This window comes from Rhizobium sp. SEMIA4064 (genome assembly GCF_003025035.1).
GTDB lineage: Bacteria > Pseudomonadota > Alphaproteobacteria > Rhizobiales > Rhizobiaceae > Rhizobium > Rhizobium paranaense.
The window spans coordinates 37,417-54,715 of the sequence record NZ_PYJN01000022.1; the positions used below are offsets into that span (position 1 = coordinate 37,417).

The window sequence follows — 17,299 nt, forward strand, 5'->3', positions numbered from 1 at the left end:
TATACGTGCCGTCTCTCGTCACGGGCAAAAGGATCGGAAACGCACCTCATGCACAATTATCTCGACTTCGAAAAACCCATCTCGGATCTCGAAGGCAAGATTCACGAGCTGAAGAAACTGGCAAGCGAAGACGAGAGTATCGATACGTCTGATGAAGTCGGACGGCTCGAAATTCGCGTCCGCGAAGCCATGGCCGACATCTATTCGAAGCTCAATGCCTGGCAGAAGACGCAGGTTGCCCGCCATCCGCAGCGCCCGCATTTCGTCGACTATGCCGGAGCGCTGTTTACGGAATTCACGCCGCTGGCCGGCGACCGCAAATTTTCCGAGGATGCCGCCATCCAGGCGGGCTTCGCCCGTTTCCGCGGCCAGCCTGTCGCTGTCATCGGCCAGGAAAAAGGCAATGACACCAAGACGCGCCTGAAGCACAATTTCGGCAGCGCCCGTCCCGAGGGTTACCGCAAGGCGATCCGCATCCTGGAAATGGCCGACCGTTTTCAACTGCCCGTCGTCACCCTGGTTGATACGGCAGGCGCCTACCCCGGCGTCGGCGCCGAGGAGCGCGGTCAGGCTGAAGCGATTGCCCGCTCCACGGAAATGTGCCTGGGCGTCAAGGTGCCGATCATCTCGGTCGTCATCGGCGAAGGCGGCTCCGGCGGCGCGATCGCGATTGCCACCGGCAATCGCGTCTATATGCTCGAACATTCGATCTACAGCGTGATTTCACCCGAAGGTGCCGCCTCGATCCTCTGGCGCGATTCCACCCGCGCCAAGGAAGCCGCCACCAACATGAAAATCACCGCCGAGGATCTGAAGGGGCTTGGCATCATCGACGGCATCATTCCCGAACCGCTTGGCGGCGCGCATCGCGATCCGCAGACGGTGATTGCCGCGACCGGCGACATGATTTCCAACGCGCTTAGCGAACTTTCCAGCCGTTCGGGCGAACAATTGCGCAGCGACCGCCGTCAGAAATTCCTCAACATGGGTCGCAATCTCTAACTCAGGTTCGAGATTCCTGATGCCCCAAGACGGGAATGAGGCCAAATCTTGGCCACATTCTTGTTATCGAACCCTTTATGACAAAGAAAAGCTTGCGGGTGCGCCGCGAGCACGTCATAGGCTGGTAAGGAATTCTCAAGTATAAGCCGTCTATGATTCCGTTTCATGTTTCGATTTGGCGGCGGCGAACAGATCGTGCCGGCCGCTCTTCATGTCTATGGGCTAAGTCAGAATGCGCATCCGTCACCTTGCCTATGTTTCCCTGATGGCGCTGGCTCTTGCCGGCTGTAACGACACGCTCGAATCCGCGTCGGTCGATCTGTCGACGGTGAAAAACAAGGTCGAGCAGCCGCTTCCGAGCCACATCCTCGCCGACATGTCGAAAAAGGGCATGGACCGCAATTCGCCGATCATGATCCGCATCTTCAAGGAAGAAGGTGCGATGGAGATCCTCAAGGCGAACCAGAGCAATCGCTTCGAGGTCATCGCCGATTATAAGATCTGCGCCTGGTCCGGCCGTCTCGGCCCGAAGGTGAAGGAAGGCGACCGGCAAGCGCCGGAAGGCTTCTACATGCTGACGCCGGCCAACCTCAATCCGAACTCCAAATATTACCTTGCCATCAACACCGGTTTTCCGAACCGCTATGACGCGGCCAACGGCCGCAACGGCGCCAATCTGATGATCCATGGCGCCTGCTCGTCGTCGGGCTGCTATTCGATGACCGACCAGCAGGTGCTGGAGATCTATGCCTTCGCGCGCGACGCCTTCAAGGGCGGCCAGAAGGCGATCCAACTCGAAGCCTATCCCTTCCGCATGACAGCGGAAAACATGGTCAAACACCGCCTCAGCCCCAATATCGAATTCTGGAAGATGCTGAAGGTCGGCTACGACAATTTCGAAGTGACCAAGCGTCCGCCGGAAGTCGAGGTCTGCGAGAAGAAATACGTCTTCAACCAGCAGGCCAGTGGCCCGTTCAACGCCGGCGGCAAATGCCCTGTCATGACCACCCCGCCGGCCCTGCAGACTGCGCTTCTGTCCTACAACAAGCAGTATGACGCCGATTACACCGCCGCTCTGAAGAAATTTGACGGCATGGCCTGGTACGACCCGACCGAAGCCGAACGCAAGGCTGTTGTCGCCAAGCAGCGCAAGGGCCACGATATCGCCTATGCCCCGACCGGCACCGCGCTTGCCGCCGGCAAGATGATGAAGGTGGCTGATCTGGAATCGATGATGGCGAACCAGTCGGGCCAGCAGCTTGCCCGCGGCGCCACGGTCGCCAATCCGACGACGGCAAGCATCCGTATGGCGACGGCCGCCCCGGGTCTCACCGGACAGCCGGTGGCTCAACCCGCCGACATCGCCGTGGCAGCCAACATTCCGGCGAATGTGCCGATCCCGATGGCGAACCCGATGAACCCGGGCGTCAATCCGCTCGCCTATGCACCGCCTCCGGCTGTCGAGACCGCGCAGACCGAAGCCAAGAAGCCGCCCTTCTGGAAGTTCTGGGCCAAGAGTGAATAGCCTGACCGACGAGGTTTACGACCTGCGCGGGCTGAAATGCCCCTATCCGGCGATCAAAACGGAAAAGCGCCTGCGCGGAATGCCGAGCGGCACGACTTTGACGGTCGAAACGACCGATCCCCTCGCCATCATCGACATCCCGCATCTCTGCAATGAAAAGGGCCACGCACTTCTCGCCAGCGAGAAGACCGACAGCGGCCATCGCTTCATCATTCGCAAGGGTTGATCGGCCGCGGTCAGGGGCCATCCTCGTGGTTCGAGGGTCGCCCTTCGACAAGCTCAGGCTCCCGCCTCACCATGAGGATGGAGCGAGCCCGGCATTCCTTGGGCATACCTGACACTGCACTCTGACTATGGGCGACAATGCACAAAGATCAGCCTCACCCTGAAGTGGCCGCAGGGCCCTCGAAGGGCGAGGCGGGTTGCTTGATCTCATCGGAGTGAAACTAAAACCGCATCCCCGGCACCGCCAGCGGGTTGTCCTGCAGCGCCGCCCTATCCGGCGTGTCGACACGCGGCTTGCTCAGGAACGCGTCGAACAGGCCCTTCACGAAGTCTTCGGGCAGATCCTTGGTGATGATCACCATGCGCGTGCGCCGGTCGTCGGGATTGGGCCAGGCGGGCAGGCGCACCGGCGGATGGAAGATATTCTGCACGCCATGCAGCACGACCGGACGCTCCGGCCTGTCGGACATGGCAACGATCGCCTTCATCCGCAGCAGCTTCTCGCCATGCGCGGAACGCAGGAGGTCGATGAACATTTCCAGCGCAATCGGATCGATCGGTTGGCTCTCGACAATCGAGAAGGAGCGGATCGACTCGCCGTGACGGGTCACATCATGGGCGTGCTGATGCCGATGGCCATGATGATGGTGGCCATGGCGATGATGGCCGTGGCCGCCGTGATGATGATCGTGATCGTGCCCGGGCTCGTCATGCCCATGTTCGTGATCATGGTCATCATCATCAGCCTCAAGTTCGTCGCGCAGCCAGCGGCCGACATCGGCGATCTTGGAGGCCGGATCGTAGAGCCCGTTGACGAGAATGGCGGCGCGGCCGGCCGCTTCGCTGTCGGCATTCATGATCTGCGCCCGCGGATTGAGCGCCCGCAGCCGTCCCTCCATCATGCCGAGGGAGGCAGCGCCTTCCAGGCCAGTCTTGGAGATGATCAGCCGGTCGGCAACCGCGACCTGCTTGCGCGCCTCTTCATGATTGTCGAGCGTCTGCAAGCCGTTGACCGCATCGACGACGGTGATCACACCATCCAGGTCGAAATTGGTGGCGATGATCGGATTGCCCATGATCGACTGCATCACCGGCGCCGGATCGGCAAGGCCGGTCGTTTCGATGACGACGCGCTTCAGCGGCCGGATGCGGCCGGTCTGCATAGCGTCCATCAGATTTGCGAGCGTATCCACCAGCTCGCCGCGCACCGTGCAGCAGAGGCAGCCATCGGAGAGCTCGATGATGGCATCGCCGGAGCTTTCGACCAGCAGGTGGTCGATGCCGATATCGCCGAACTCATTGATGATGACAGCCGCATCCCGCATCTCCGCGTCCTTGAGGATGCGATTGAGCAATGTCGATTTGCCGGCTCCGAGAAAACCGGTCAGGATCGAAACCGGCACCCTCTCCTGCGGAACGCTCATGGTTCAGGTCCGATCAGTAAGTGGGACGCGGCATGGGGATGGGAATACCGGTGACACCGCCCGTAACGGCAATTTTGTCGCCCTTCACGGCCTTGTCGCCCTTCGCCGCCACATCGTCCTTGTCGCCCTTGCTTGCGGTGGCAACGTCCTGACCGCCGATCAGGCCGGCATAGACGAAATTCGGCTCGTGATCCATTTCATGGATATAGGGCGACTGCACCTTGGTGCGGCCGGTGGGATCGCGGGTCTCGCTGCGGTGTTGCGCGCCCTTGGCGCTGCAGATGTCGGCGGTGATGTCGGCAACCTCGTCCTGGCCCTGTCCATAGGGCTGCAGGCTTGCCAGCGTATCCCGGCCGGAGAACTGGTTCTCGAAACCCTTTTCGAGGAAATTAGCGGAATCATCGGCGCGTGCGGCAAGGCTGTCCGTTCCGAGAACGACTGAGACCAGCGTACGGCCGTTGCGTGTGGCCGAGGCGATCTGGTTGAAGCCGGAAGCACAGATGAAACCAGTCTTCATGCCGTCGGCGCCATCGAAGCGACCGATGAGCATGTTGATGTTCGGCACCTGCTTGACGCCGTTGGTGAACCCTTCCAGCGAGAAATAGCCGGCATATTGCGGGAACTCGCGGCGGAGCGCCACGCTGACGACCGCAAGATCGCGTGCTGTCGTGTACTGGCCCTTGCCGGGCAGGCCATTGGGATTGATGTAATGCGTGTCACGCATTCCGAGGCGGGCGGCTTCCGCGTTCATGCGCGCGACGAAACCCTGCTCGGAACCGCCGACCGTCTCCGCGATCGCCATCGCGAGGTCGTTGGCGGATTTGACCAACATCATCTTCAGCGCATTGTCGAGCGTCAGCTTCTGGCCCGGCTTGAAATACATCTTCGCGGGCGGCTGCGAAGAGGAAAGCTTGGACATGACAACGGGCGTATCGAGCGTGACCTGGCCGGACTGAAGGGCACGGAAGGCGACATAGACCGTCATCAGCTTGGTCAGCGAAGCCGGATACCACTTGCGGAAGGCGTCTTCATGATCGAGCACCCGGCCGCTGCTGACATCGACGAGGATATGCGGATTGGCTTCGGCCACATGCGCGGTCGACAGGAAAAGCATGGATGCGGCGGCGGCCATGGGAACCAGCCGCAAGGCGGCATACAAACGATTCTGCTTCGTCAGCACGGTCAATCCTTCAGAAGTCCGGAATTTTCTCGAAAGCTCCCCCTATTTAACCTATATGGCTAAGAGAAGGCAAAGGCGATTGACGAGTTTATTGCCAACCGATCACAGCCTTGTGATCACGCGCACGGCATAAAAAAGTGCGATGTGATGTTGAGGGTTGTGTCGGATCAAATTGCTAGACCCGAATCCGATATTGAGCAGCAGGAAAAATCAGCATGCCGATTTTGAACAGAGCCGCCGAACTCCAGGACGAAGTGACGGAATGGCGCCGCTATATCCATACGAGGCCTGAGCTGATGTATGCGGTGGAAAACACCGCTGCCTTCGTGGCAGAAAAGCTCAGGGCATTTGGCGTTGACGAGGTCGTCACCGGCATCGGCCGCACTGGCGTCGTCGGCCTGATCCGCGGCAAGGGCGAAGGCCGTACCGTCGGCCTGCGCGCCGATATGGATGCCCTGCCGCTCACCGAAATCACCGGCAAGCCCTGGGCTTCCGAGACACCCGGCAAGATGCATGCCTGCGGCCATGACGGCCACACCGCCATGCTGCTGGGTGCTGCGAAATATCTTGCCGAAACCCGCAATTTCAATGGCAACATCGCCGTCATCTTCCAGCCGGCCGAAGAGGGTGGCGCCGGCGGCGATGCCATGGTCAAGGACGGCATGATGGAGCGCTTCCGCATCGAGGAAGTCTACGGCATGCACAATCTGCCGGGCCTGCCGGTCGGCCAGTTCGCCATCCGCAAGGGCGCGATCATGGCGGCGACCGACGAGTTCACCGTCACCATCAAGGGGCGCGGCGGCCACGCCGCCATGCCGCACACGACCATCGACCCGATCGCCATCGGCGCGCAGATCGTCACCAACCTGCAGCTCATCGCCTCGCGCAGTGCCAATCCGCTGAAATCGGTGGTCGTCTCCGTCACCAAGTTCAATGGCGGCAACGCCTACAATGTCATCCCGAACGACGCGAGCTTCGTCGGCACCGTACGCACGCTCGATCCGGAAATCCGCGACCTCGCCGAGCGCCGCTTCCGGCAGATCGTCAGCGGCATCGCCGCCAGCCATGATGCCGAGGCGGATATCCAGTTCCACCGCAACTATCCGGTCACCGTCAACCACGCCGACGAGACCGAGCACGCGATTGCCGCCGCAAGCGACATCGCGGGGACTGCCAATGTCATCCCGAACATCGATCCCATGATGGGCGGCGAGGATTTCTCCTACATGCTGAACGCCCGCCCCGGCGCCTTCATCTTCGTCGGCAACGGCGACACCGCCGGCCTGCACAACCCGGCCTACGACTTCAACGACGAAGCCATCGCCCACGGCATCTCCTATTGGGTGCGCCTCGCCGAACAACGCCTGAACGCCTGAGCCTCCACCATCTTTCCGTGCGCCTGACCATGGCGCACGGCCCGGCAAAAGCAGATTGTCTCCGAGACGGGAAAAGGGCTTGGCTTCGGGCCCTTGCTTTTGTATGGATCAATCTCAGTGGTCCCGTAGCTCAGCAGGATAGAGCATCAGATTCCTAATCTGAGGGTCACGCGTTCGAATCGCGTCGGGATCACCAATATCCTCAATAACTAGCATGAGTTTCGATGCGGCTTTCGTGCGCCATCAATTTACCAGAATTACCAGCATTTACAGGCGTTTTCGGACGTTAGCGGGAATTCGGTGGCGCATGATTGGCACATGAAATTGGTGCACTGACGGCCTTGAGCGACTGCACATGGAACGGTGGCTGCGGCATCCGCGAACAGCTTGACGCGATTCTCAAAAAATATGCCTGTCAGCGCGGTTTTGCCAAATGGCTACTTCGGTTCCGGCGCAGGATTTTCGTAGTCCTTGCGGTGTTCTGACCACCAGTTTAGCAAGTAGTCGATTGCCAACGGTTTTATTTTCAGATTTGTGTCCATCGTGAAGTACCGACCCGCGTACTCGACTGCCTTCAAGCTTGCATCGGTTTTCATGACCTCGATAAAGAAATCCAGCTTCTCAAGTTTTGGTATATCACTACGGTTATTGATAAATTCGATCAGTGCAGGTTTGAGAGGAACCGCCGTTGAGCCAAAAAAAATTGATTTCAAAGTACCGATGGATAGGATGTCAGGCTCGACGTCAGTTGGCCAAGGGAGTTGGAGGTTAGTTTCGTAAATCCCTTGGCTGTGAGCATCCGTGATAACGTTCTGAGCGGCGTCAGCCCGTTTCGCATAGGGCTGCTCTGGTCGTTAGCGATTAAAGAAAGCTTGTCAAAGGCGCCGCGATCATCGTTCTGCGCTTGCTGAATCACATTCCCGAAGTCCGCATCCTTTTGAAGACGTTCCAAGGTGACCTTCGCCGCTGAAAGAGTGGCATTGAGATCAGCGAGCTTCTGATCGGCGGCGTTTATTTGGGAGGCGGCCTTATTCGAAAGGCCGGCCGCATTTTTGGCCTGTGCTGCCACGGCATCTACTGTCGCAGATTGATTTTCGACTCGAGTTTTCAAAGCTTGGATTGTGCCAGCATCGACTGATGCCTGAGCGGTTGCTGCTTTAATCGTTCCGATACCTAACACCTTGAACTCAGTTATCCTGTCCAACAACATCATCCCAAATCCGACGAGGATCATCATACCTAATAGAGATGCTTCCGCTTTTCCTACCTTTTTCCCTCTGAATAGAAAAACAATATAAATCCCTATCGCTACAACAACGATCACAGCACCGAGAATCTGAAACCACATCGGAGAGGCACTTTCTTTCACGCGCAAATTTGCCAGGTGACAATAGATAATCGAGTTTCAAAATACCTGACTTCTTAAGATAAAGACCTCGAAAAGCTAGGCGCGAGTCAGGTTCATATCGTGCAGCATACGCATAGATTATTGCTCAAGTTGCAAGGGCTCCTTTCGAGCGCCAGCTTGGGAAGCTCGACTTATTCTCTATGGCGCCTGCACTTAGATGTAAAACTCGCCCGTTCGTGAACGAAAAAGCCCTTTGATACCAATAGGGCTGTAAAACCGTGCGGCGCCAAAACTCAGGGCGCATCGATATTGACTCGATCGCGCACAGGAACATAATAAGAACAAATAGGCGGCGGCAAACAAGAAACGAGGAAGGCCCATGCCTCGCGATATCCATCGCTTCATCCCCGCATTTGAGACACTGCGCTTTGTGGCGACGTCCTGCATAGGCCGCACGATTCGACAGACCGGCGCGATTTTGCGCTCTACGCTGAGTTAAAATGCGAAGGGCCTTAAATCTACGCTACCTTTGTAAACTCACCCCACCAAAATCCGATTCCGCACCAGCCTGACCCCCGGCACGGCCTCCGCCACTGCAGTCGCCCGTTCAACCTCCTGCGGAGTTGCCGCCGTTCCGTCCAATCGGATTTCCTGGCCGACGGCGGTCACGGTGACGTCGGAGGCGTCGAGGCCGCCGGCGACAGCAAGGGCGTTGGCGACTGTGGATTCCAGCGCCGAGCGTTTGGCATTTTCGCTTTCTATTTCGGGCTTTAGGCCGTGAAACGTAGCCGCTTTGAAAACCATTGCCCTTCTCCTGCGCCTCTGCAGGATGGAAAACGCGGTATCTGCGTATTGGTTCATTAGTAGCCCGAAAATTGCCGTTAATGCCAGAGATTCCAGCGCGAAGGGACCGGGGAAGAATGCGCCGACAGAGCTGCGGACTTGCCGCCTCCCGCGATCCCCTGTAGAGCCATGGGCAATCACAGCAAGATGCGGATACTGGAATGACCACCGGGAGCAAGGCGCCGCGCCGCCTGACGATATTGGGTTCGACCGGCTCGATCGGACAAAACACGCTCGACGTCATCGCCCAATTGGGCGGACGCGAAGCGTTCGATATCGCCGCAATCTCCGGGCATGACAATATCGATCTCCTGGCGAGCCAGGCGAAAGCCTGCGGCGCCGCTCTCGCCGTCACGGCCAATGAGGAGCGCTATCAGGACCTCAAGGCGGCGCTCGCCGGAACCGACATTGCCGTAGCCGCCGGCAGGAACGCTCTCCTCGAGGCTGCCTCCATCCCTTCCGATTGGGTGATGGCGGCGATCGTCGGCACGGCGGGGCTTGCGCCGACGCTGGAGGCCGCGCGCCGGGGCGCCGACATCGCGCTCGCCAACAAGGAATGCCTGGTTTCCGCCGGCGAACTCTTCGTGCGTGCCGTCAGCGAAGGCGGCGGACGGCTGATACCGGTGGACAGCGAACACAGCGCGATTTTCCAGGCGCTCGAGGACGACCAACAGCATGCGGTCGAGCGGATCATCCTCACAGCCTCGGGCGGCCCCTTCCGCACATGGTCGCGCGAGCAGATGGCCAATGTCACGGCAGCGACCGCGCGCGCGCATCCGAACTGGTCGATGGGCCTGAAGATCTCCATCGGCAGCGCTTCGATGTTCAACAAGGCGCTGGAGATGATCGAGGCCAAGCATTTGTTCAATGTCGGCCCGGATCAGATCGAAGTTATCGTCCACCCGCAATCCATCGTCCATTCGATGGTCGGCTATACGGACGGCTCCGTGCTGGCGCAGCTCGGCTGTCCGGACATGCGCACGGCCATCGGCTATGCGCTGAGCTATCCGTCCCGACCGAAGCTTGATGTCGACCGGCTGGATTTTGCAAAACTGGCCCGGCTGGATTTCGAAGCGCCGGACGAGGTTCGTTTCCCCGCACTGCGTCTTGCCCGCACCGCGCTGGAACGCGGCGGGCTGCAGGGCGCCGTCATGAATGCTGCCGAGGAGATTGCCTTCCAGGCCTTCGTGGACGAGCGCATCGGCTTCCTCGAAATGGCCGACATCGCCGAAGCGGTCATGGACCAGATGATCGGGGTCGGCAGCGCCGAAACGATGGATGCGGTCTTTGCCGCCGACGATGAAGCCCGCAGCCGCGCCAGCGCGCTTGTCGCGCAAAGGGAAAAGGCAGCCTAACCCGCTCGCGAGAAGCCGCGTAAGCCGGAAACGGATGACTGCCCGGAGCTGCGAATTCGTTTGTTGGCGAGGCTCTTTCAACATATTTGATGGAGATCACCAACGTCGCGTTCCGGAGAAGGCATTCCATGGCACTGCATCTCGAAACTCCGCTGCTCGAATCCCCTTCCCTAAGCCTGGCGTCGGGCCGATCCGTCTGGTTGAAGATGGATGCGCTCCAGCCCCCTGGCTCCTTCAAGATCCGCGGCATAGGGGCGGCCTGTGAGCATCACGCCAGAAACGGAAAGCGCCGCTTCGTATCCTCTTCCGGAGGCAATGCCGGCATTGCGGTGGCCTATGCCGGACGCCGCCTCTCGATCCCGGTGTCGGTCTTCGTTCCGCAGACGACGACCGAACGGGCAAAATCGCTGATCCGCCAGGAGGGCGCCGAGGTCTTCGTCCATGGCGCGTCCTGGCAGGAGGCCAACGAGCGCGCGCTTGAGGCAGTCGATGCGGAAACCGCATTCATTCACCCGTTTGACGATCCGCTTCTGTGGACTGGGCATGCGACGATCATCGACGAGGTCGTCAACGCTGGCGTCGCGTTCGACGCGGTCGTTCTTTCGGTCGGCGGCGGCGGGCTTCTGGCTGGCGTTGCGGAAGGGCTTGACCGCAATGGCCTTAAAGGCGTCCCGATCATAGCGGCCGAAACCGAAGGCGCGGCGTCCCTCGCAGCCTCCGTGAAGGCCGGCAAACTCACCGAACTGCCTGCCATCACCAGCATCGCAACCTCGCTTGGCGCCCGAAAAGTCAGCCAGCGCGCCTTTGAGATCGCTCAGACCCTACCCGTCGAGAGCGTCGTCGTGGACGATCGCGCTGCCGTTAACGCGTGTATGCGCGTCCTCGACGATCATCGCGTGCTCGTGGAGCCGGCGTGTGGCGCAGCATTGGCGGTCGCCTATAGCCATGCCGATCGATTGGCAGGCTATGAGCGAGTCCTCATCGTGGTTTGCGGCGGGGCGACGGCTTCGCTCGCTCAGCTACAGGCCTGGCAAGCATCCTGATCATCACCCAGAATTCAAAAAGTCAGGGCGCGGAAACAACATTTCCGCGCCCTGACCAAAGAACAAAAATGTAAGCTTTTACTTACGCCACCGCGCGAGCGAGCGCACAGCGCGACCAGAGCGCATGCAGCGCGCCGACGAGATGCTCGATATCGGCATCCGAATGCAGCGGTGTCGGTGTGATGCGCAGGCGTTCGGTCTTCTTCGGCACGGTCGGATAATTGATCGGCTGGACGTAGACGCCCATATCGAGCAGCAGGTCCGAGATCCATTTGCACTTGGCAGCATCGCCGACCAAAACCGGCACGACATGGCTCGGGTTCGGCATATGCGGAATGCCGGCAGCGTCGAGCTGGGTACGCAGCCGGCGCACCCGGTCCTGATGGCGGGCACGTTCGAACTGGCTGACCTTCAGATGCCGGATCGAGGCGACGGCACCCGCCGCCAAGGCCGGCGGCAGCGATGTCGTGAAGATGAAGCCGGAGGCAAAGGAGCGGATGAAATCGCAAAGTGCGGTCGACGCAGCAATATAGCCGCCCATGACGCCGAAGGCCTTGCCGAGCGTGCCCTCGATCACCGTCAGCCGGTCCATCAGCCCTTCGCGCTCGGCAATGCCGCCGCCGCGCGGGCCATACATGCCGACGGCATGCACTTCGTCGAGATAGGTCATCGCCCCATATTGGTCGGCGAGATCGCAGATCTCCTTGATCGGCGCGATATCGCCATCCATCGAATAGACGCTCTCGAAGGCGATCAGCTTCGGCGCCTTCGGATCGGCGGCCTTCAGCTTGGCTTCGAGATCATTAAGGTCGTTGTGCTTCCAGATGACCTTGTCGCACTTGGCATAACGGATGCCCTCGATCATCGAGGCGTGGTTCAGCGCATCCGAGAAGATGATCAGCCCGGGGATCTTGGCGCCGAGCGTGCCGAGCGTCGCCCAGTTGGAGATATAGCCGGAGGTGAAGATCAGCGCGGATTCCTTGCCGTGCAGATCGGCAAGCTCCTGCTCCAGCAAAACATGGTGGTGGTTGGTGCCAGAAATATTCCGGGTGCCTCCCGCACCCGCGCCACAGTGATCAATCGCCTCTTTCATCGCTTCGATCACCTTGGGGTGCTGGCCCATGCCGAGATAGTCGTTCGAGCACCAGACCGTGACGTCCTTGGAGCCTTCCGGCGTATACCAGGTCGCACGCGGAAAGCTGCCGCGCTGACGCTCCAGATCGGCGAACACGCGGTAGCGGCCTTCCTGATGCAACGCGCCCAATTCGCCTTTGAAAAATGCTTCGAAATCCATCATCTGCTCCAGTACCATGCGACCGTTTTCATGATTGCCGATCTGCACGTCAACCCCTCCGCATCGCTTTAGCACTCGCTGCGGCAAATGGCCCTTAATTTTGAACAATTCCAGACAACAATTGTCAATCACCGAGAATTGACAATCTTGCCCCATCTCCGGAATAGCTGAAACCGGAAGGGCGGCCGAGCCGCCCTTCCGGCATTTTCCGCGCGAATTTTATGCTGCCGCGGTCGCGCGCTTGGCCATGACCTTGATCAAATTGGCACGATATTCGGCCGTGGCATGCAGATCAGACAGCAGCGTCGACGAATCAACGGCCGCGTTGGCGACCGCATCCGGTGACCAGTTCGCCGCGAGCGCTTGCTCCATCCCGCCGTGACGGAACACGCCATCAGAACCAGCGCCGGTGACTGCGACCCGCACGCCGTCCGCTCCCTTGGCAACGAAAACGCCGGTCATGGCGTAGCGCGAAGCCGGATTGGGGAACTTGGCATAGCCGGCCTTTTCCGGCGCCTCGAAGGTGATGGTGGTAATCAGCTCACCCTCTTCCAGTGCCGTTTCGAACAGACCGGTGAAGAAATCATCGGCTGCGATCTGACGCCGGTCGGTCACGATGGTAGCCCCCAGGCCCAGCATGGCCGAAGGATAGTCTGCCGCCGGGTCGTTATTGGCGACCGAGCCGCCGATCGTGCCCATATGGCGGACATGCGGATCGCCGATCATGCCGGCAAGATCACAGAGCGCCGGGCAGACGGCGCGAATCGCCGCCGAGGAGGCGACCTCCGCATGTGTCGTCGCAGCGCCGATCGTGACCCTGCGACCATCGACGCGGATGCCCTTCAGCGCCGGGATATGCCTGAGATCGACGAGATCGCTCGGCGAAGCCAGACGCTGCTTCATGGTGGCGATCAGCGTCATGCCGCCGGAGACATATTTGCCCTCCGGCATACCGGACAGAAGCTTGACGGCTTCGTCGACCGAGGAGGCGCGGTGATAGTTGGTTGCATACATGGTTTTCTCCTCCCCTTGTCTCAGGCCACGACCCGTGCCGCTTCCCACACCTTCAGCGGCGTGGCGGGCATGGCCAGGGCATTATTGCCGATCGCATCGGTGATGGCGTTGATCAGCGCCGGCGGAGAGCCGATGGCGCCCGCCTCGCCGCAGCCCTTGACCCCTAGCGGATTGTTCGGGCAGGGCGTGTTTTGATGCGACAGATTGAAGGACGGCAGATCGTCGGCGCGCGGCATGGCGTAGTCCATGAAGCTCGCCGTCAGCAACTGGCCGTTGGCATCGTAATGCACGGCCTCGAGTAGTGCCTGACCGACACCCTGCGCGATACCGCCATGCACCTGACCTTCGACAATCATCGGATTGATGATATTGCCGAAATCGTCAGCAGCGACGAACTGGATAATGTCGGTCTTGCCGGTTTCCGGATCGACCTCGACTTCGCAGATGTAGCAGCCGGCCGGGAAGGTGAAGTTGGCCGGATCGTAGAAGGCGGTTTCCTTCAGGCCCGGCTCCATGCCGGCGGGGAGATTATGCGCAGTGTAGGCCGCCAGCGCCACCTGGAACCAGGGCAGCGACTTGTCGGTGCCGGCGACTTTGACCTCGCCGTTCTCAATGACGATATCGCTCTCGTCGGCCTCCATCAGATGCGCGGCGATCTTCTTCGCCTTGGCTTCCACCTTGTCGAGCGCCTTCACCACGGCGGACATGCCGACCGCACCGGAGCGTGAGCCATAGGTGCCCATGCCCATCTGCACTTTGTCGGTGTCGCCGTGAACGATCGACACGCTGTCGATCGGCACGCCGAACCGTTCGGCGACGAGCTGTGCGAATGTCGTCTCATGACCCTGGCCATGGCTGTGCGAACCGGTAAGCACCTCGACGGTGCCGACGGCATTCACCCGCACTTCCGCCGATTCCCACAAGCCGACACCGGCGCCGAGCGAACCGACCGCCTGAGAAGGCGCGAGCCCGCAGGCCTCGATATAGCAGCTCATGCCGATGCCGCGCTTCATGCCGCGCGCCTCCGCCGCGGTCCTGCGAGCGGGAAAACCGTTCCAATCAGCCTGCTCCATGGCGGCATCCAGCGATGCCTCGTAGTTGCCGGCGTCATAATTCATGATGACCGGCGTCTGATGGGGGAAGGAGCGGACGAAATTGGTTCGCCTGAGTTCCGCCGGTGAAACGCCGAGTTCGCGCGCCGCCGTTTCGACGGTGCGCTCCAGAAGATAGGTCGCCTCCGGACGCCCTGCACCGCGATAAGCATCGACCGGCACCGTATTGGTATAGACGGTGCGAACATTGGCGTGGATCGCCGGGATCGCATATTGGCCCGATAGCAGCGTCGCATAGAGGTAAGTCGGCACGCACGAGGAGAAGAGCGACATATAGGCGCCAAGATTGGCGATGGTATCGACTTTCAACGCCGTGATGCGGTTTTGGGCATCGAAGGCCATCTTCACCTTGGAGACATGGTCGCGGCCGTGAGCATCGGTCAGGAATGCCTCGGTGCGGTCGGCCGTCCATTTGACCGGCACACCGGTCTTCTTCGACGCCCAGAGACAGACGATCTCCTCGGGATAGATATAGATCTTCGAGCCAAAGCCACCGCCGACATCCGGCGCGATGACGCGCAGCTTGTTTTCCGGCGCGACATTGTAGAAAGCGCTCATGACCAGCCGCGCCACATGCGGGTTCTGGCTGGTGGTGTAGCACGTATAGTGATCGTCGCCGGCATCATAGATGCCGAGGGTCGCGCGCGGCTCCATGGCATTCGGCGACAGGCGGTTGTTGTGGATTTCGAGCTCCGTGACATGGGCCGCTTCGACGATCGCCTTGTCGGTTGCGGCGGCGTCGCCGAGTTCCCAGTCGAAGATCAAATTGCCGGCCGCTTCCGGATGAAGCTGCGGCGCGCCAGGCTTCAGCGCTTCGACCGCCTCGATAACGGCGGGAAGCTCTTCATAGTCCACCACGACGGCTTCGGCCGCATCGCGGGCCTCGCCCAGCGAATCGGCCACGACGATCGCCACGGCATCGCCGACATAGCGCACGGTATCGACCGCCAGCGGCCGCCAGGCGCCCATCTTCATCGGCGTGCCGTCCTTGGAGTGGATCATCCAGCCGCAGATGAGATTGCCGATGCCATCGGCCAGCAATTGCTTACCGTCCAGTACGCCGATCACGCCCGGCATGGCCAAAGCGGCCGAGGCGTCGATGCCGGTGAACTTCGCATGCGCATGCGGGCTGCGGACGAAATAGGCATATTTCATGCCCGGCGCCATCATATCGTCGGTATAGCGCCCCTTGCCCGTCAGAAATCTCTTGTCTTCCTTGCGCGCGACGCGCGCACCAATGCCTTCAACGCCCATGATATCCTCCCATTGGGGTTCCGGGGTCGGCAATCCGCCAAGATAACGGTCGTTGGCGTTCGCCAGACAATCTCGGTGAAATCTTATTCGGCCGCCTGCTTGGCGGCGTGCATCGCAGCATTGGCAGAAAGGACTGCCTTGACGATATTGTGGTAGCCGGTGCAGCGACAGATATTGCCTTCGAGCTCGGCACGTACCGTTTCTTCGTCCAGCATGCCGCCATGGCGGTTAATCATGTCGACGGCCGTCATCACCATGCCGGGCGTGCAGAAGCCGCATTGCAGGCCGTGATGCTCCTTGAAGGCAGCCTGAACAGGATGCAATTCGCCATTGGCGACTAGACCCTCAATGGTTGTAATATCCGAGCCCGACGCCTGCACGGCCAGGACCGAACAGCTCTTGACCGATTTGCCATCCATATGAATCACGCAGGCGCCGCATTGGGTCGTATCGCAGCCGACATGGGTTCCCGTCAGGCCAAGCTTTTCCCTGATGAAATGGACGAGCAGCGTGCGATCCTCGCATTCGCCACTGACCGTCCGGCCGTTCACCGTCAACGTCACTTTTGACATATTTTCCTCCTCGCCTCTCCTCCAGAGGCAACAGCCATCATTTGACTTTTTTGTAGTGCGATCAACCTCTACTTTAGAAAGACTGCGGATTTTTCTCCCGCCCGCTTCCTTTTGTTTACTGAATGCAGAAACAGCAAGTTTAGCACCAAAAAAACCGCAAGTGCCCAGTAGACAAACATATTTTGCACGATATTTCTTCGTAGCTGCAGGACTGCAAGGACAGCCCATCGCGGTGGAGCTGGAAAAATTGGGGACGGCGTTGGCCGGGGGTACCGGCTTAACTAACGTTGGAGAGAATTAAATGAAGAAAGCTCTTATGCTCGCACTGGTCGGCTTGTCTATCGCAAGCTGCACCCCGACTGAACAAGGCGCCGGCATCGGCGCTGCGTCCGGCGCCATCATCGGCGGCGCCGTTACCGGCAATGTCCGCGGTGCAGCCGTCGGCGCCGCGATTGGCGGTGTTTCGGGTGCGGTAATCGGCAGCGTCGCCGAACAGCCCGGCCAGTGCTACTACCGTGACCGCTATGGCCGTCGCTACATCGACGATTGCCCGCGCGGCGGCTATCGTCGCAGCTACTATGATGGCGGCGGTTACTGATCCAATACGAATTGAGATACCGAAGTCCCGGGCCTGAGGTCCGGGACTTTTTGATTCCGGCTCACCGCCTTTTCATCTGTAAGAGGTGCAAAGCGGACGTCGTACCAAGGGAAATGACGCCAATTTCAACGCTG

General features: G+C 60.0%; 15 protein-coding genes and 1 tRNA gene. 8 read left to right on the plus strand and 8 right to left on the minus strand.

Annotated features, from left to right (window positions below; translation table 11 throughout):
- Nucleotides 1-48 precede the first annotated feature (48 nt).
- From C9E91_RS17390 to C9E91_RS17400, 3 genes are all read left to right on the plus strand, one after another.
- Nucleotides 49-1,002, plus strand: a complete 954-nt coding sequence (locus C9E91_RS17390; protein WP_107109533.1) for an acetyl-CoA carboxylase carboxyltransferase subunit alpha — start codon at nt 49-51, stop codon at nt 1,000-1,002.
- A 232-nt stretch (nt 1,003-1,234) separates the two neighbouring features.
- The gene (locus tag C9E91_RS17395; protein ID WP_107109534.1) at nt 1,235-2,527 is read left to right on the plus strand and encodes a L,D-transpeptidase family protein; all 1,293 of its coding nucleotides are present in this window, start codon (nt 1,235-1,237) and stop codon (nt 2,525-2,527) included.
- Nucleotides 2,520-2,753, plus strand: a complete 234-nt coding sequence (locus C9E91_RS17400; protein WP_107109535.1) for a sulfurtransferase TusA family protein — start codon at nt 2,520-2,522, stop codon at nt 2,751-2,753. The genes C9E91_RS17395 and C9E91_RS17400 overlap by 8 nt, the downstream gene beginning before the upstream one ends.
- Nucleotides 2,754-2,973: 220 nt before the next feature.
- Here the strand turns inward: C9E91_RS17400 and C9E91_RS17405 are convergent, their stop codons facing one another.
- The gene (locus C9E91_RS17405) at nt 2,974-4,176 is read right to left on the minus strand and encodes a CobW family GTP-binding protein (RefSeq protein WP_107109536.1); all 1,203 of its coding nucleotides are present in this window, start codon (nt 4,174-4,176) and stop codon (nt 2,974-2,976) included.
- A 13-nt stretch (nt 4,177-4,189) separates the two neighbouring features.
- Nucleotides 4,190-5,356, minus strand: coding sequence for a D-alanyl-D-alanine carboxypeptidase family protein (locus C9E91_RS17410; protein WP_107109537.1), 1,167 nt, complete (start codon nt 5,354-5,356; stop codon nt 4,190-4,192).
- 215 nt (nt 5,357-5,571) lie between these two features.
- On the opposite strand from C9E91_RS17410, the gene C9E91_RS17415 reads away from it, so the two are divergent.
- A complete protein-coding gene (locus C9E91_RS17415) occupies nt 5,572-6,732 on the plus strand; it encodes a M20 aminoacylase family protein (RefSeq protein ID WP_107109538.1) in 1,161 nt (386 codons plus the stop codon).
- A 119-nt stretch (nt 6,733-6,851) separates the two neighbouring features.
- Nucleotides 6,852-6,928, plus strand: a tRNA-Arg gene (locus C9E91_RS17420).
- Nucleotides 6,929-7,441: 513 nt separating this feature from the next.
- Here the strand turns inward: C9E91_RS17420 and C9E91_RS17430 are convergent.
- Both C9E91_RS17430 and C9E91_RS17435 read right to left on the minus strand, forming a co-directional pair.
- Nucleotides 7,442-8,080, minus strand: coding sequence for a hypothetical protein (locus tag C9E91_RS17430; protein ID WP_107109540.1), 639 nt, complete (start codon nt 8,078-8,080; stop codon nt 7,442-7,444).
- Nucleotides 8,081-8,617: 537 nt separating this feature from the next.
- Entirely contained in the window at nt 8,618-8,884 is a 267-nt protein-coding gene (locus C9E91_RS17435) for a BON domain-containing protein (protein WP_107109541.1), read from the minus strand.
- 200 nt (nt 8,885-9,084) lie between these two features.
- Here C9E91_RS17435 and dxr point away from each other — a divergent pair, with 200 nt between their 5' ends.
- Both dxr and C9E91_RS17445 read left to right on the plus strand, forming a co-directional pair.
- Entirely contained in the window at nt 9,085-10,278 is a 1,194-nt protein-coding gene (dxr, locus tag C9E91_RS17440; protein WP_107109542.1) for a 1-deoxy-D-xylulose-5-phosphate reductoisomerase, read from the plus strand.
- Nucleotides 10,279-10,406: 128 nt separating this feature from the next.
- Complete coding sequence (locus C9E91_RS17445) at nt 10,407-11,321, plus strand: pyridoxal-phosphate dependent enzyme (protein WP_107109543.1); 915 nt, start codon at nt 10,407-10,409, stop codon at nt 11,319-11,321.
- Nucleotides 11,322-11,403: 82 nt separating this feature from the next.
- Here C9E91_RS17445 and hemA read toward each other — a convergent pair whose 3' ends face one another.
- From hemA to C9E91_RS17465, 4 genes are all read right to left on the minus strand, one after another.
- On the minus strand, nt 11,404-12,615 hold the full coding sequence (gene hemA / locus C9E91_RS17450; RefSeq protein WP_107109926.1) for a 5-aminolevulinate synthase: 1,212 nt from the start codon (nt 12,613-12,615) through the stop codon (nt 11,404-11,406).
- A gap of 219 nt (nt 12,616-12,834) precedes the next feature.
- On the minus strand, nt 12,835-13,629 hold the full coding sequence (locus C9E91_RS17455) for an FAD binding domain-containing protein (RefSeq protein WP_107109544.1): 795 nt from the start codon (nt 13,627-13,629) through the stop codon (nt 12,835-12,837).
- 20 nt (nt 13,630-13,649) lie between these two features.
- A complete protein-coding gene (locus C9E91_RS17460; RefSeq protein WP_107109545.1) occupies nt 13,650-15,995 on the minus strand; it encodes a xanthine dehydrogenase family protein molybdopterin-binding subunit in 2,346 nt (781 codons plus the stop codon).
- Between the two features lie 83 nt (nt 15,996-16,078).
- Complete coding sequence (locus tag C9E91_RS17465; RefSeq protein WP_107109546.1) at nt 16,079-16,567, minus strand: (2Fe-2S)-binding protein; 489 nt, start codon at nt 16,565-16,567, stop codon at nt 16,079-16,081.
- Between the two features lie 301 nt (nt 16,568-16,868).
- Between C9E91_RS17465 and C9E91_RS17470 the strand changes: the two genes are divergently transcribed.
- Entirely contained in the window at nt 16,869-17,165 is a 297-nt protein-coding gene (locus C9E91_RS17470) for a YMGG-like glycine zipper-containing protein (protein WP_104824564.1), read from the plus strand.
- Nucleotides 17,166-17,299: the final 134 nt, after the last annotated feature.